Consider the following 15174-nt stretch of genomic DNA (forward strand, 5'->3'; position numbering starts at 1 on the left):
TCAGACCAGCGTCGGCAACCGGCAGTTCGCCGTTATACTCGCCGCTCTGCTTTGGAGCCAGTATGAATTCGTTGCCGATTGATGATGTTTTACCCGCCCTGCGTGACGCCTTGGCGAATCGCCATGAAGCCGTGCTGGAAGCGCCGCCCGGCGCCGGTAAAACCACCCGCGTGCCCTTGGCCCTGTTGAATGAGCCATGGCTAGCCGGGCAAACCATCCTAATGCTCGAACCGCGCCGCCTTGCCGCCCGCGCCGCTGCCGAGCGCTTGGCCAGCGAGCTGGGTGAAAAAGTCGGTGAAACCGTCGGTTATCGCATTCGGCTGGACAGCAAAGTCGGCCCCAACACGCGCATCGAAGTGGTCACCGAAGGCATCCTCACCCGCCGCCTGCAGGACGACCCGGCGCTGGACGGCGTGGGCCTGCTGATTTTCGACGAATTCCACGAACGCAGCCTCGACGCCGACCTCGCGCTGGCCCTGAGCCTGAACGGCCGCGACCTGTTTCGTGATGAGCAACCGCTGAAAATCCTGCTGATGTCCGCCACCCTCGAAGGCGAGCGCCTCGCCAGCCTGCTGGAGAACGCGCCGATCCTGCGCAGTGAAGGGCGCATGTTCCCGGTGCAGATGCGTTGGGGGCGGCCGTATCAGACGGGCGAATTTATCGAGCCGCGCCTGGTGCAGACCATCCTTGAAGCCCTGCATGACGAAACCGGCAGCGTGCAGGTGTTCTTGCCGGGGCAGGCGGAGATTCGGCGGGTCAATCAACAACTGGCCGACGCCCTGGGTGATCGTACCGATGTGCTGCTGTGCCCACTGCATGGCGAACTCGATTTGAACGCTCAGCGCGCTGCTATCGATCCCGCGCCCGCCGGCAAACGCAAAGTCGTGCTGGCCACCAACATCGCCGAGACCAGCCTGACCATCAATGGCGTGCGCGTGGTGATCGACGCCGGCTTGGCCCGCGTGCCGCGCTTCGACCCGGGCAGCGGCATGACCCGCCTCGACACCCAGCGCATCTCCCGCGCCAGCGCCACGCAACGGGCTGGCCGGGCAGGGCGGTTGGAGCCGGGCGTGTGTTATCGCTTGTGGTCCGAGGACCAGCATGAAGGCCTGGCTGCTTACGCCAGCGCGGAAATCCTCGCCGCCGACCTGGCGGGTTTGGCCTTGCAGTTGGCACGCTGGGGAGTCACGCCTACACAGCTGGTGTGGCTGGATGTACCGCCGACCGCTGCGTATGCCCAGGCGCAGGACTTGCTGATGCGCCTGGGCGCCATGAATGAAGACACACTCACCGCGCACGGCCAGAAGATGGCCGAGTTACCTGCTCATCCGCGTATCGCCCATTTACTCTTGCGCGGGCAGGACTTGGGGCTTGCGGCGACGGCGTGTGATGTCGCCGCCTTGCTGGGTGAGCGCGACATCTTGCGCGGTGGCGGCGCGGATTTGCACAGCCGCCTGGCGCTGTTGTCCGGCGAAGAACGTGCGCGTGGCACGCAAGGCGGCGTGCAGCGCGCCAAGCAACTGGCCCGTCAATATCGCGGCTACCTGAGAGGCAAGGCCACGCAACCGGTGGCTGACCCCGATCACCCACGCTGGCTCGGCGCCTTGCTCGCCCTGGCCTACCCGGACCGCGTCGCCCAGCAACGCCGTCCCGGTGGCGCCGAATACCGTCTGGCCAATGGCCGTGCCGCGTTGTTCGCCGAGGCCGACAGCCTGATGAAACAGCCCTGGCTGGTGATCGCCGACCTGGGCAGCCGCCAGGGCCAGCGTGAAGAACGCATCTACCTGGCAGCGGATTTTGATCCGGCGTTGTTCGACACGGTGTTGTCCGAGCAAGTGCGCAATGTCGACCAACTGGACTGGGACGAACGCGAAGGCGTCCTGCGCGCCGAACGCCAGCGCAAAGTCGGCGAACTGGTGCTCAGCCGCGAACCCCTGACCGGCCTCGACGAATCTGCCCGCAGCCAGGCGCTGGTCAACCTGGTGCGCCGCAAAGGCCTGGAACTGCTGCCCTGGACTCCGGAACTGCGTCAGTGGCAAGCCCGTGTGATGCTGTTGCGCCAACTCGACGCCGGCAACACCAGCGAGTGGCCCGACATCAGCGACAAGGCCCTGCTCGCCAGCCTCGAACACTGGTTGATGCCTTACCTGGGCAAGGTCTCGCGCCTCAGCCACTTCGCCAACCTGGATATTTCCAGCTACCTGCACAACCTGTTGCCCTGGCCATTGCCCCAACGCCTGGAAGAGCTGGCGCCGCAGCATGTGAAAGTGCCGTCGGGGTCATCGGTACGCCTGGACTACAGCGAACAGCCGCCGATTCTGGCAGTGCGCTTGCAGGAATTGTTCGGGCTGGCAGACACCCCGCGTATCGCTGGCGGGCGCCTGGCCGTGAAGTTGCACCTGCTGTCCCCGGCGCGGCGGCCGGTGCAGGTGACGCAAGACCTGGCGAACTTCTGGCGCAGTACCTACGCCGAAGTGAAGAAGGATTTGAAGGGGCGGTATCCGAAACATTACTGGCCGGATGATCCGTTGGTGGCCGAAGCTACGGCCCGGATCAAACCCAGAAAGCCTTGAATGTAAGTAACTCCCCAGTCGTTTTGATGACTGGGGGGTTACCTGAAAGCGTTGAATCAGAGCAAGGTGGTTGTCTTGAAGGGCTTAAAGCACTTCAAGCGCACTGTCAAATTGCTTATGCGCGTTTGGCAACGATTTGCTCGTTTGGGTGTGGATGCCACAGGTGTACTCGATGAACGAATGCCCGGCGGTTTCAGACTGGGCAACATTGTAGTTCTGAAAGGGCAGCATGGCCCTGCGTACCGGGGATTGATCCAGGATGTTCTTGAATGTGGTGCTCGCGTCATCAGCGATCCACAGCCTTCTTACTTTTCTCTGCTGGTTGCCATCGATGAATTTATGCCGGGCATGCAGGACACGCAGGTTATCCATCACCAGAATGTCCCCTGGCTCAAGGCTGATGGGGGTAATGTAACGCTCGTTGGTGGAGTAGTGGGTCTGGATGTATTTAAACGCCGCGCTGGCCCATTCGGGAATAAACGCAGTGCTGTCATACCGGTAGCGAATTCTTAACGTTTCGTCATCGATTTTTTCAAAGACTGCGCAATCGATGGACAGCAAATCGTCGCGGCAGTAAGTGACACTGCCGCTGGTCATCAATATTTTTAATGTGTCAGCGTGATGGGCAAGCAGGTCATTGTAGATTTTCTGCCCATCCACCAGGAAGTTGTCGCCGCCAAATTCAGGCTTTGAAACGCACTGGAGAATGACGAATTTGCGTGGCGTGATTTTTTTCGCAGTGCCCTCTACGTAGGCGATGCCATTCAAGAATGACCCATCGGTATGCGGGAAAAAATCGCTCGACAGTTCGCCATGATAATCATCCTTGAAGCGTTGCCAGTCCTTGTTGATCGGCTCGCCACCGCCCACCACACCGTGTTCATCGGACTTGGTATGAAACTGAATCAGCCCGAACTTGCCGGCGGTCTCTCTAAAGGCTTCCAGAGAGTGGTCTTGAGGCTTGATAACGCAATATCCATGCTCTTTCAGAAACGTCGAGATTTCTTTGGTTTCAAAAAAATCAAACTTACGTGTGCTCATTTCACGCTCCTTGTTTTATTGGAAGAACTTTTTACAGGCCGTTGAAAAAATGATCGAAGATCATCTTCAAACCAAAAAACGTCACCCCTGCCTTTAACAGCATTGCGCCGACACGCTGCGATATACGGTCTCTGAGAAAGCCGCCCAAGTACGAACCCAATGTAGAGGCGGTAATCATGATGATGATCAGGTTGGCGTAATCCATGAACGCAAAACCTGCAATAACAAAGGCGGCGACCTTGAGCCCGTGCAGTACGCTCATTTGCATGGCGTGGGTGACAATTACTTCGTTTTTATTAATATTCATCTTCATCAGGATGGGCTGCGATATCAAACCGGTTACGGCCACGAACAGTGAAAGGAAGGTTTGAAAAAAGCCCACCAGGGCAAAGTTTTTAAATATAAAACCCAGGCGTGCGACGATCTTGGTCCAGGTGATGGCCAGGATGAAGAAGCCGAGAATCAGTGATAAATATTGCTCGGGAAATTTGCCGATGAAGAAGTAACCGATGAACGCGCCGACCAGGCAGCCGATAACGTATTTAGGCAGGATTTCCACTTTCGCACTTTTAAAGTCAAACGCGAATCGACTGGCGTTGCTGACCATTTGAATCAAGCCGTGAACCGGTACAACCGCAGAGATGGGGATAAATTGAGGCATAACCGCAAGCAGTCCAATCCCGCCGCCCACGCCAATGGCAGCCGTCATGAATGACGTAATAAAACTGACGCCCACCAATAGATACAAACCATCAGAAAGTTCGAGCATTGTTAATTCCTATCCAATTTTATAAAACGTAAAGCATATATATCGATGCGCAGGCTTCTCACCGGGTGAGTAAACCGGGCGCAATCGCCTGCGAGCGCGCTGAGAGAGTCAGGCGCTTTGAATCTGGCGTAGAAGTGGGTATTGCTACGTGAATAAAGGGCAGCAATGATGGCCGCTACTTATAAACTTCCTGCGATAAGTCATTAGCCTGTCATCACTCTGAAGTGATGCGATACGTGCCAGAAACTACGCCATGACTGAGGGAGGTAGAACATGTATATGTTTTACCCACCGATACGCTCATGGCGAGCCTCTCTTACAGCACTCGATTTACTGCTCAGGCAGGGCCCAGGCGATGATGCTGTCACCTAACTTGGTTGGGATTCGGTCATGACCGCCAACCACCGCCACCACGTACTGTCGACCCTGGCTCATGTAGGTCAAGGGCGAAGCCTGATTGCCTGCCGGGAGGCGTTCTTCCCAGAGCAGCTCACCGCTTTCGCTGTTGTAAGCCCGCATGAACCGGTCAATAGCGGCGCCGATGAACGTCACACCGCCAGCGGTTGTCACGCCCGTTGCATCACTTGGCGTACCGATTTCGAAGCGCATCTTGGAGGCGATCCCCCAAGGTCCACTGTCATAGCCTGTGCCGAACGGGCGGCTCCACACGACATCGCGAGTGCGCAGGTCGATACCGGAGATAAAGCCCCAGGGTGGCGCAATGCATGGCTGGTCAAGGGATGACATCCACGGGTCTTTAATCGCGCCGTAAGGTAGCCCGGCCTGGACGCGGAAGCCCTGGGCGTTGCCCGGCGACTCCTGGAACGACTTGGCATTGATGGCGTCGAGTTGTTCGCGCGGCACCAGCCCCTGCATATAAGGAAGGCGCTGGTTATTGATGATCAGCAGCCCTCGCTTAAGGTCGACCATCACACCGCCCCAGTTCAAGCCGCCATGATGGCCGGGGAAGATCAGGCTTTGCTGGCCCACGACCGGCGGGGTGAAGATCCCTTCGTAGCGTGCCTGGCGAAATTCGAGGCGACATTGCATCTGATCGAAAGGCGTCAGGCCCCAGGCATTGGCTTCGGTCAGTACTTCCGGTGTTTTCGATGGGCGCCCCATGGTGCTCGGCATACCAGGGGACAGTGGCTGGGTGGCTGCGGTGTAGTCTCCCGGGGCGGTGCCCTGTGGGACAGGAGCTTGCACGACATCCACCAGTGGTTCGCCGGTGGCGCGGTCAAGCACGAACAACTGGCCGGATTTGGTCGCCTGGATCACGGCCGGGCGTGGCCCGGCAGCCGTCGGAAAATCAATCAGGCTGGGTTGCGGGCTCAGGTCGTAGTCCCATAGATCATGGTGGACTGTCTGGAAGTGCCAGCGGACCTTACCGGTGGTGGCGTCCAGTGCGACCAGTGACGAACTGAACTTGTCTTCTTGTGCTGTGCGGGTGCCGCCATAGAAGTCGCCCGCTGCGTTGCCGGTGGTGACATACACCAGGCCCAGTTCATCGTCGGCCGACAGCGGTGCCCACGAGTTGGGGGTGCTGAGGGTGTAGGTCTCGTTGTTACCCGCGGGGGCGTTGGTGTCTGGCCGGCCCAAATCCCAGGCCCACTTCTGTTTGCCGGTCACTGCATCGTAGGCGCGCACCACGCCCGAGGGGGCAGGGCGCACATCCGAGTCGAGTACTCGGCCACCGGTGATCACCACCCCGCGAATGACCAGAGGAGCAGACGTGATACCCGTCGAACCTTTTCTGAAAGTGCCCAGCCCGTCTTTCAAATCCGCAAAGCCTGCGTTGCCGAAGTCGGGACACGCCTGGCCGGTCAGGGCGTCTACCGCGCCGAGGCGAATATCATTGGTGCCCCAAATGATGCGCGAGGCGCACAAGCCACTGGCATTGGGGACTTCGAAATAAGAGACACCACGGCAATAGGCGCCGCCATTGGCGAAGTAGTCCGGGTCGACTTTGGAGTCGAATCGCCAGTTCTCCTTTCCAGTGGTGGCATCCAGGGAAATGATGATTTGCTTGGGGGTGCAGGTGTAGAGCGAGTTACCCACCTTGATCGGCGTGGCTTCGTTCAAGTACTTGGTTTTCTCACCGGGTTGCTTCACGTCGCCGTGGTGGTATTCCCAGGCTTTGACCAGGCCCGACACATTTGAAGGCGTGATCTGCGACGCGGCTGAATAGTGGTTGCCCAGGTTGGAGCCTGCATAGGCGGTCCAGTTGGTCTCGGTGTGTGACGCGGCAATATTGCCGTCTGGAGAGGCGACGGTACTGCGGCTGAAGGCGGCGGCGGGGCGTGTGGTGGCGTGCGCCGAGTCGGCAAGGTGAACGCTTTTCGGGTAGAACAGCGGCACCAGGATGGTAGCCCCCATCACCAGCGGCAGCACACCCATAATGGTGAAGTAATGACTTTTTCTGACGTTGGCAAAATCACGCCGTACTACGGGCCAGAACGCCAGGAACGGCACGCTGAGAACCGCCAGCCAGGCCAGGCGTGGAATATAGGCCCAGCCATCGTAACCAGACTCCCACACCGCCCAGGCATAGGTGGCCACAGAGGCTGCGCCATAAAGGTAGAGGCCCAAGGACTTTTTCAGGCCCAAGAGGATGGCCGATAACAACAGCGCGGTGCCCATCATCGCGTAATAGGGTGACCCGCCCGCGGCCATCAGCACGCCGCCTTTATAGGCCAGCATCACGCCAAGCAGGGCAACCACTGTGTTGTACACCCCGAACAGGAGGTTTGAGACTCCCGCTGCACTACCCAACGTCCTTTCGTTCATGGCCATCATCCGTGTGCGATTCGATACGGATCCGAGTCCGAGCGGCGCGCATGATTGCCTATTGTTGTAACGAAATACAATATGTAGTGAAAAAATTAACTGTTTGGTGATTTTTTTGTATTCTGTTTTGATCAGAAACAATTGTGCTAGGCTGCTTGGCCCGTTATTGGGCGCGGTGATGGCGAAGCTCCGGCACTGACGGGGAGCCAGTGACGCGTTCTAGATTTGGCTTTCTTCTGGCACTGCGCGTTGATCAGTCTTGAGTCGGCCGACTTGATCCAGGTGGCGCCAGAGAAACTGTGCGGCTTCTTCACGCCGATCAGACTCGATGAGGTCGAGCAAATGGATGTGTTCCTGGCATTGCGCCTTAAGACGCGTGCGATCAATGTTGGCCTTGTAGCCCATAAAGCGCCTGAGCTGATTCTGGTGGCGTATGGCGTCGATGAAAAAAACATTGCCGGAGCACTGCACGATCATTTCGTGAAACTGGGCCCCCAGCTGGAACAGTTGCGCGCGGGACAAGGTCTGGATCTCGCCGTCGATCAAGGCCTGTTGCTGTTGCCTGGCCTGGGCAAACGCGGCGTGATTGACCTGATAACCGGGCTCAAGGAGCGCCGCCGGTTCGATGGCCATCCGGAAACGGTAGCTATGAATATGCGCCTGCGTGTTATGCACGAAGTCCTTGAGGCCCCACCCTTGGCCTGGCTTACGCTCCACCATGGCTTCGCCGGCCAACCGGTTCAGCACCTTGAGCAACTGCCCCCGGGGCACCTCATAGCGTCGCAACAACTGCGCTTCGAAAAAGTGCGCAGGTATTTCTCCGCTCAGAATGTCGTCGACCACGCGAAGGTAAAAGTCCTCGAACGGATCGCTGGCGCAAGGGACTGCGGCTTCCTGAATCTGCCCGGCACCTTGTTTGAGGAAATAGCCACGATTGGGCTCTTGAATGGCAAGGTCCCACTCGGCGAGCAAGGCAAAAACCCGCCGGATCGGCGAGCGCGACACCCCGAGCGCTTGCGCAAATGTCTGCTCGCGCAAGGGCTCACCGGCTTTCATCGAACGGGCGCGAACCATGTCGATGACGCGTGGGGCCAACTGCAGGGCGAGGTCTGTCTTGATCACAGGTTTTATTCCGAATGGTTAGCTTCAGTCCGTTCCCGTCGGGGCAGATGCCCCCACCGCACTGGAGTGGGAAAATACCATACGAAGAGCATGAGTATTTGCACTGACCACTTTCAATAGCGTGGCGCTGGAGCCGCGAATGAGGCTCCAGGCTGATGATTTGTTTATTCCCAGGATGGATAGTTACCCATGCTCAAATTCAATGCTCACCTCGGTTTCCAGTTCAACGAATTGCCTTTTCTGCAACGCATCGAAGCCGCCGCCGCTGCCGGTTTCAGGGCGGTGGAGTTCCCATCGCCCTATGAATTTGACGCCAGCCTGCTCGCCGATCACCTGGCTCAATACAACCTGCCGTTGATTCAGTTCGCAGCGCCGGCAGGTGTTACCAAAGGCATCGCTGCCTTGCAGGGCAAGGAGCAGGAATTTCGCGATGGGCTGCGCGAGGCGGCCCGCTATGCGAAGGCGCTGAACTGCTCGGATGTGCACATCATGTCTGGCGTGACCACGCCCCAGGATGAGAGCGCGCCTGCCTACGTCAGTAACCTGGAATACGCGGTCAAGTACCTCGAAGATCAGGGTTTGCGCGCGCTTATTGAAGTGATCTGCCCGCAGGCGATGCCCGGCTATTACATGTCTGACTTCAGCAAGGCGCAACAGGTGCTGGAAACCTTTACGAGTGTCGGGCTGATTCTGGATCTTTACCATGCCCAGCTTTTGACCGGCGACGCAGCCGGGGTGCTGGCGCAGTTTTACGACAGGACCGTCCATGTACAAATCGCCGACAACCCGGGTCGTCATGAGCCGGGCACCGGGACCATGGACTTTGCCGCCTTGTTCGCGGCGCTGGAGCAGCGTGGCTACCGAGGATGGATCGGCTGTGAGTACCGCCCATCCGGCACCACGGTTGAAAGCCTTGAGTGGCTTAAGCCGCTGCGGGCCCAGGTGTTGAAACCCTAGGGGTTATTGCGCGGCAGGCAGCAGGAAGCGGGCGATCACCGGCAGGTGGTTGGAAATACGCAAAGTATCGTCTTGGCGCACCTTCGCTTCCACGCGTTTGATCCGCGAGCTGTAGAACAGGTAATCCAGGGTGCGATCCGGGCCATCAAGGCTTGGGTCGTTGGGGAAGTGCGTCAGCCATTTCTCACGGTCGATGCCACTGGATTGGCTGTTGCTGGGGATCATCGGGTATTTGTCCCACAGCATATGCAGCTCGCTGTCCGGCGAATATTGCCCGCGCTTACCGGCGTCCAAACGCAGGAATTGACCCAGGGGCAGCAGGTTGAAATCCCCGCCGATCAGCCAGGGCGTGCCACGGCCTTCGAGTCTGTCCAGCAGTTTGACCGTGGTTTTGACTTGCTCCTGCACCGCGCTGCGTCCGGGGGCAGCGCCGTCCAGGCGCGTGTTGATCACTGCCAGTTGGCCGCCGTCGCTGAGCGGCAGGTAGGTCAGCAGCAAGGCCGGTTTGGGTCGGAACTGACGGCTGAGGATATTGGCCTCGGGCGCCGGCAATTGCAGGCGTTCGGCGTGTTCGATCTGGTAGCGGCTAAGGGTCGCCAATTTGCGGCCGACGCTGCCGAAGATATGCAGGTTTGGCACAAAGTCGGCTTTCCAGTCGAACGTCTGGGCACTGCAAGGGTAGAGGTCGACCAGGCGTTCCTGCAAAAGGGCGAGCTGGTCCTGGTAGTGGGAAGGCTTGGCGTTTTCGTCGAGTTCCTGCAGCAGCAGGATGTCGGGTTTTTCGTCGCGAATCACCCGCGCCACTTCGTCGAGGCTGGCGGCCATGTCTTCAACCGTGGGGCGATCATCGGGGCCGCTGCCATCGGCGGTGTCGTACCAGAACACGTAATTCTTGCCGGCCAGGTATTGTACGTTCCAGGTCATGACCTTGAGCGCCTGCCCTGGCAGCAGCGTTGGTGCACGCGGCGCGACGCAGCTCACCGGCAGGGTTTCCTTGGCCTCGGGGCGCCAGGTCAGGCTGTAGATCAGTGCGGTGAGCAGGCCTGCGATGATCAACAGGCCCAGCAAGGTTATGCGCAATAAACGGGTCATCGGCTCGGCTTATAGCGTTTCAGGAGTGGCAAGGAGCATATCACCGCGCGTCGGCATCGCCACCGATCAACATGAATAAACGGAACAGCACCACGCTGGTAAACAGTTGCAGGAAGCTGTGGGCGCTGTCTATCAATAGGCCCAGCAATGGCGCCGGTTCTGGATAGGCTGCCACGCTGGCGCCCTTGAGCAGCCACAACGGTGTCATCACGCACAGCAGGCACACCAGGATTCGCCAGAAATGCCCACGGGTCAGGCGGAAGCTTTCCTTCATGGCCTCCAGCGCCGGCATGCCGCGCAGCACCAGCAAGTACTCGGCGAACGCCAGCACCACCATCAGCCACAGGCCCGGCAGGAAATACAGCGACAGCCCCAACAGAATCAGCAGCGTGCTCATGGCCGTCAGCAGGGCGAAACGCGGCCACAGGGTCAGGGCCATGGCCCATACATCCTGGGTGCGCGGCGACTCGCCACGGGTGCGGGCATCCAGGAACAGAATCAACGCGCCGGTGTACAGCGGGTACACCAGCAACCCCACCACCACGCTGTAACCGGGGAACGCGTCCGGGCCGACCATGTGGTTGAGCACCTGTTGCAGCAGGGCTTCGAGAATCACCAGCGGCAAGCATAACTGGACGATGGCGCCCAGGTTGTGTCGGGTGAAACGCAAGGAGTCGCGCAATACGTCTAACGGATTCATCAAGTTCATCGCAGGCCTGAAAGCAAGGGCAACACTTTAACCGATCAAGGCTGGCGGTACGCAAACGTAAACCTTGAGTAAAGACCATTGAAACAACTCGTAACACCCCCATAACTAAGACGGCGCCTGATTAAAGGCGAGACCACGATTTCTACCGGCAATCTAACGAGGTCGCCATGAACAGCGAAGAGCAAACCCTGATCGATGGACTGTTTTCACGGTTGCAGCAAGCCGAAACGGACTCAGCCCCCCGCGACGCCCAGGCCGAAGCGCGGATCAAGGAGCACATGACTCGCCAACCGGCGGCCGGGTACTTCATGACCCAGTCGATCCTGGTGCAGGAACACGCGCTCAAGACTCTCGACGCGCAGAACAAACAACAGGCGCAGCAGATCCAGCAATTGCAGGATGAGCTGCAACGGGCCAAATCCGCGCCACCCGCCGCTTCGGGTGGCGGTGGTTTCTTGTCGAGCATCTTTGGCGGAGGCGGTTCACGTGATTCGCAACCGGCACAGAGCGCGCCAGCCTCTTCCAGCGGCGGTTGGCGTGAACCGGCGCGGCCTTCCTTTGGCCAGCCTGCGCCGCAGCAAAACTACGGCGCCCCGCAGCCGAATTATCAACAGCCTCAGCAAGCGCCAGCCGCTCCAATTGGCAGTGGTTTCCTCGGTGGTGCGTTGAAAACTGCTGCCGGTGTGGCCGGTGGTGTGATGTTGGCAGAGGGCATCAGCAGCCTGTTCAACCACAACTCACAACAGCCGCAAGTCGTCGAGGAAATCATCCGCGAAGAGCCCGCGCCTGCCAGTGACAACGGCAACTGGGGCAACGATGACCAGAAGTTTGCCGGCAATGACAGCTGGGGCAACGACAACGCCTCGGACAGCTTTGCCGACAGCGATTACGCCGACGATTCCTCTTCCTTCGGCGACGACGATTCCTTCGTCTGACACACCGTGATCGGGGTGCTTCGTCGCCCCGGTCTGATTTTTCCCGGAAACGTTCTCGCGGCTGGCATACTGGCAGCCTTTCCGGGCGCTGGCGCCTGGCTGTCATGAGGAAGTGCGGTGAAGAAAATTGCAGTGTTCGCCGATGTGCAAAACCTCTACTACACCGTCCGCCAGGCCTATGGTTGCCACTTCAACTATGCCGCCCTGTGGGCTGACATCAGCTCGCGGGGGCAGATTGTCGAGGCCTACGCGTACGCCATCGACCGCGGCGACAGCAAGCAGCAGCAATTCCAGCAGATCCTGCGCAACCTCGGCTTTACGGTAAAACTCAAGCCGTACATCCAGCGCAGTGATGGCTCGGCCAAAGGCGACTGGGACGTGGGCATCACCCTCGACATCATGGACGCCGCCGACCACGTCGACGAAATCGTGCTGGCCTCCGGCGACGGTGATTTCGACATGCTGCTCGACCGCATCATCCACAAGCACGGCGTTGAAGCCGTGGCTTACGGCGTGCCGGGGCTGACGGCCAACTCACTGATACGCGCTGCCAGTCGCTACGTACCCATCGAAGGCGCGTTGTTGCTCAAATAAGCGCTGCGGCTTAATAAATTGTTAGACGGAGTTGGAACAGGTTTGGAACGTATAGCGGTCATCGACTTTGAAACCACTGGCATCACCCCGAGCAGCCACTGCCGCGCTACGGAAATCGCCGTGGTTATCCTCGAACGCGGCCAGATCGTGGAGCGCTACCAGAGCCTGATGAACGCAGGCGTGCGCGTCCCCGGTTTCATCGAGCAACTCACCGGCATCAGCAACGCCATGCTGCGCAGCGCACCGCCGGCGGAGCGTGTGATGAACGAGGTCAACGAATTCGTCGGCACCACGCCGTTGATGGCGCACAACGCCGCGTTCGACCAAAAATTCTGGGATTACGAGCTGGGCCTGATCCGCCGCACCCGTCTGCAGAAATTTGCCTGCTCCCTGCTGCTGGCTCGCCGCTTGATGCCCACCGCGCCCAACCACAAACTTGGCACGCTCAACGCCTTTGCCCAACTGCCCCACACCGGCAAGGCTCACCGGGCGATGGCGGATGCCGAGATGGCCGCTAACCTCACCGCGCACCTGGCCCAGCAACTGCGCGGTACCCACGGCCTGCGCGAACTGTCCCACGAACTGCTGTGCACCTTGCAGAAAGTGCCGGCGGCGAAGATCAATGAGCACCTGAAGAAACATCGCGGGTTCTGATCCAGCCACAATCCCAAAAACACCCCCGCTGCTGCGCGCTCAGTACATCACCCGAATCCTGCACCGTCTCCACCGCGCAATGCAGCAAATCCGCCGCATGGGCGAGGGCTCTTCGAAGCTCAGGTTGTCATTCAGTATGAAATGGGGCGCATCCGAGGCGGACGCTTTCTGGTAATAGCCGTTGGTACTTGGGTTCACGTGGGTTCCAGCAAGACGACAAACCTGGCTAGCCTCATTGGCAGATTGGAATCACATCACCACGATCAGGCAGATTATCGATTTGATCGTTCAGCGCTGTCACTGACCCTATCGCTGCACAGGTATCTAAACAATTTCAATTTGATAGTGCGTAGCCAAGGGGAGACCTATGCCTATCGCAGGCTTGCCCGCGATGGCGGTGGGTCAGCCACCACTCTTCCCGATCCCCTCCAACTGCCCCAACGGCACCCGCCGCTCTATCGCGCTCGACAAAATGATCGAGGTCTTGCTGAACCCGAACTTCGCTACCCGATTAATCAGGTTTTCCAGCTCGGGCATGCTGCCCACTGCCGCTTGCATGATCACACATGGATCACCCGTCACCCGATGGCACTCGGTCAGCTCAGGGATTTGCGCCAGGGCGTCGTAGGTCTTTTGGCTGCCATGGTTAGTCAGCCGCAACTCCATCACGCATTGAATCGGCAAGCCGACTTTGGACAGGTCCACCTTGGCCTGATAACCGGTGATCACGCCGCTGGCCTCGAGCTTGGCCACTCGCTCAGCGACGGCGGGGGCGGAGAGGTTTACCTTGCGGGCGAGTTGCGCGTAGGAGGCGCGGCCGTCTTCGAGCAGGGCGCTGAGGAGCAGGCGGTCGTATTTGTCCATGATAAGGCTCCGGTAACGCGTGGCTTTCGAAAACATGGCTTATAGCGCTGATAACCATGCTTTGAAAAGTGTATGGGCGGTTTAAACAGGTTTTGTAACTTATGTTTATCGACCTGCTTTTTTAGAATAAGCCTCCCTACACCTGCCATAGAGCTGACCAATGCCTGGCCCACGTCGCTTTCCCTTACCGTTGATCGCCGCCTTTTTTGCGTTGTATGTGATCTGGGGGTCTACCTACCTGGTGATCCGGATTGGCGTGGAGTACTGGCCGCCGTTGATGCTCGGTGGGATTCGCTTTTTGCTGGCGGGCGCGGCGATGTATGGCTATTTACGCTGGCGCGGGGCGCCGGCGCCGACCTGGGAGCAGTGGAAGGCCGCCGCCAAAATCGGCATTTTGCTGCTGACTTTCGGCAACGGCTCGGTGACGTTGGCCGAGCACTCGGGTGTGTCGTCCGGTGTTGCCGCACTGGCCGTGGCGACCGTGCCGTTGTTCACCTTGCTCTGTGGCTATTTCTGGGGCGCGCGTAATACCCGTCTGGAATGGGCCGGGGTGGTCTTGGGGATTATCGGCATCGCCATGCTCAACATGGGCAGCACCTTGCAATCGAGCCCAACGGGCGCTGCCTTGCTGTTATTTGCTGCCGCTTCGTGGGCATTTGGTTCGGTGTGGAGCCGGCGCTTGCCGCTGCCTCAAGGCGCCATGGCCAGTGCCGCAGAAATGTTGGTGGCCGGCGTCACGTTGTTGATCGGCAGCGTGTTGACCGGTGAGCGCCTGCAGGCTATGCCACCGCTGGAAGGTTGGCTGGCCCTGGCCTATTTGGCTGTGTTCGGTTCGATCATCGCCTTTAACGCTTATATGTACCTGCTCAAGCATGTACGCCCGGCGGCGGCTACCAGCTATGCCTACGTCAACCCGGCGGTGGCGGTGTTGTTGGGGATCGTATTCGTGGGCGAGACCATCGGCATGGAAGAAGCCCTTGCGATGCTGGTGATTATCAGCGCGGTGCTATTGATCAGCCTGCCCCAGTGGCGCAAGCCCAAGCCGGAAATAAGGTAAACTGCCGCGCATTACGCGCA

At 59.2% G+C, this 15174-nt stretch carries 13 protein-coding genes and 1 pseudogene; 6 read left to right on the forward strand and 8 right to left on the reverse strand.

Features of this window, described 5'->3' with window-relative positions; genetic code table 11:
• The first annotated feature begins 62 nt into the window (after window positions 1-62).
• Window positions 63-2573, forward strand: a complete 2511-nt coding sequence (gene hrpB, locus AACY08_RS22090; RefSeq protein ID WP_339471396.1) for an ATP-dependent helicase HrpB — start codon at window positions 63-65, stop codon at window positions 2571-2573.
• An 84-nt stretch (window positions 2574-2657) separates the two neighbouring features.
• Here hrpB and AACY08_RS22095 read toward each other — a convergent pair whose 3' ends face one another.
• The 4 genes from AACY08_RS22095 to AACY08_RS22110 all read right to left on the reverse strand — a co-directional run bounded on the left by AACY08_RS22095 (window position 2658) and on the right by AACY08_RS22110 (window position 8292).
• Window positions 2658-3614: a TauD/TfdA family dioxygenase gene (locus AACY08_RS22095; protein ID WP_339471397.1), complete on the reverse strand. Its 957-nt coding sequence runs from the start codon at window positions 3612-3614 to the stop codon at window positions 2658-2660.
• A 31-nt stretch (window positions 3615-3645) separates the two neighbouring features.
• The gene (locus AACY08_RS22100; protein WP_005791677.1) at window positions 3646-4383 is read right to left on the reverse strand and encodes a TSUP family transporter; all 738 of its coding nucleotides are present in this window, start codon (window positions 4381-4383) and stop codon (window positions 3646-3648) included.
• Between the two features lie 330 nt (window positions 4384-4713).
• Window positions 4714-7170, reverse strand: a complete 2457-nt coding sequence (locus AACY08_RS22105; protein ID WP_339416886.1) for a membrane-bound PQQ-dependent dehydrogenase, glucose/quinate/shikimate family — start codon at window positions 7168-7170, stop codon at window positions 4714-4716.
• Window positions 7171-7389: 219 nt separating this feature from the next.
• On the reverse strand, window positions 7390-8292 hold the full coding sequence (locus AACY08_RS22110) for a GntR family transcriptional regulator (protein ID WP_339471398.1): 903 nt from the start codon (window positions 8290-8292) through the stop codon (window positions 7390-7392).
• Window positions 8293-8481: 189 nt separating this feature from the next.
• Here AACY08_RS22110 and AACY08_RS22115 point away from each other — a divergent pair, with 189 nt between their 5' ends.
• Entirely contained in the window at window positions 8482-9249 is a 768-nt protein-coding gene (locus AACY08_RS22115) for a hydroxypyruvate isomerase family protein (protein WP_339416884.1), read from the forward strand.
• Window positions 9250-9252: 3 nt separating this feature from the next.
• Here AACY08_RS22115 and AACY08_RS22120 read toward each other — a convergent pair whose 3' ends face one another.
• Window positions 9253-10341: an endonuclease/exonuclease/phosphatase family protein gene (locus AACY08_RS22120; RefSeq protein WP_339416883.1), complete on the reverse strand. Its 1089-nt coding sequence runs from the start codon at window positions 10339-10341 to the stop codon at window positions 9253-9255.
• A gap of 40 nt (window positions 10342-10381) precedes the next feature.
• Window positions 10382-11041, reverse strand: a complete 660-nt coding sequence (locus tag AACY08_RS22125) for a YciC family protein (RefSeq protein WP_339416881.1) — start codon at window positions 11039-11041, stop codon at window positions 10382-10384.
• A gap of 176 nt (window positions 11042-11217) precedes the next feature.
• Between AACY08_RS22125 and AACY08_RS22130 the strand changes: the two genes are divergently transcribed.
• The 3 genes from AACY08_RS22130 to AACY08_RS22140 all read left to right on the forward strand — a co-directional run bounded on the left by AACY08_RS22130 (window position 11218) and on the right by AACY08_RS22140 (window position 13233).
• Window positions 11218-11985 (forward strand): DUF2076 domain-containing protein, encoded by a 768-nt coding sequence (locus AACY08_RS22130; RefSeq protein WP_339416879.1) that lies wholly within the window; start codon window positions 11218-11220, stop codon window positions 11983-11985.
• 117 nt (window positions 11986-12102) lie between these two features.
• The gene (locus tag AACY08_RS22135) at window positions 12103-12579 is read left to right on the forward strand and encodes a LabA-like NYN domain-containing protein (RefSeq protein ID WP_065873655.1); all 477 of its coding nucleotides are present in this window, start codon (window positions 12103-12105) and stop codon (window positions 12577-12579) included.
• Between the two features lie 42 nt (window positions 12580-12621).
• Entirely contained in the window at window positions 12622-13233 is a 612-nt protein-coding gene (locus AACY08_RS22140; RefSeq protein ID WP_339471400.1) for a 3'-5' exonuclease, read from the forward strand.
• 25 nt (window positions 13234-13258) lie between these two features.
• Here AACY08_RS22140 and AACY08_RS22145 read toward each other — a convergent pair.
• Window positions 13259-13410, reverse strand: a pseudogene (locus AACY08_RS22145) (DUF3077 domain-containing protein); the annotation flags it as partial.
• Window positions 13411-13635: 225 nt separating this feature from the next.
• A complete protein-coding gene (locus tag AACY08_RS22150) occupies window positions 13636-14097 on the reverse strand; it encodes an Lrp/AsnC family transcriptional regulator (RefSeq protein WP_339416871.1) in 462 nt (153 codons plus the stop codon).
• Window positions 14098-14257: 160 nt separating this feature from the next.
• Between AACY08_RS22150 and yedA the strand changes: the two genes are divergently transcribed.
• Window positions 14258-15154: a drug/metabolite exporter YedA gene (yedA, locus tag AACY08_RS22155; protein ID WP_339471401.1), complete on the forward strand. Its 897-nt coding sequence runs from the start codon at window positions 14258-14260 to the stop codon at window positions 15152-15154.
• Window positions 15155-15174 lie beyond the last annotated feature (20 nt).

It is taken from the genome of Pseudomonas sp. EL_65y_Pfl1_R83 (genome assembly GCF_963970695.1).
Taxonomy (GTDB): domain Bacteria; phylum Pseudomonadota; class Gammaproteobacteria; order Pseudomonadales; family Pseudomonadaceae; genus Aquipseudomonas; species Aquipseudomonas tritici.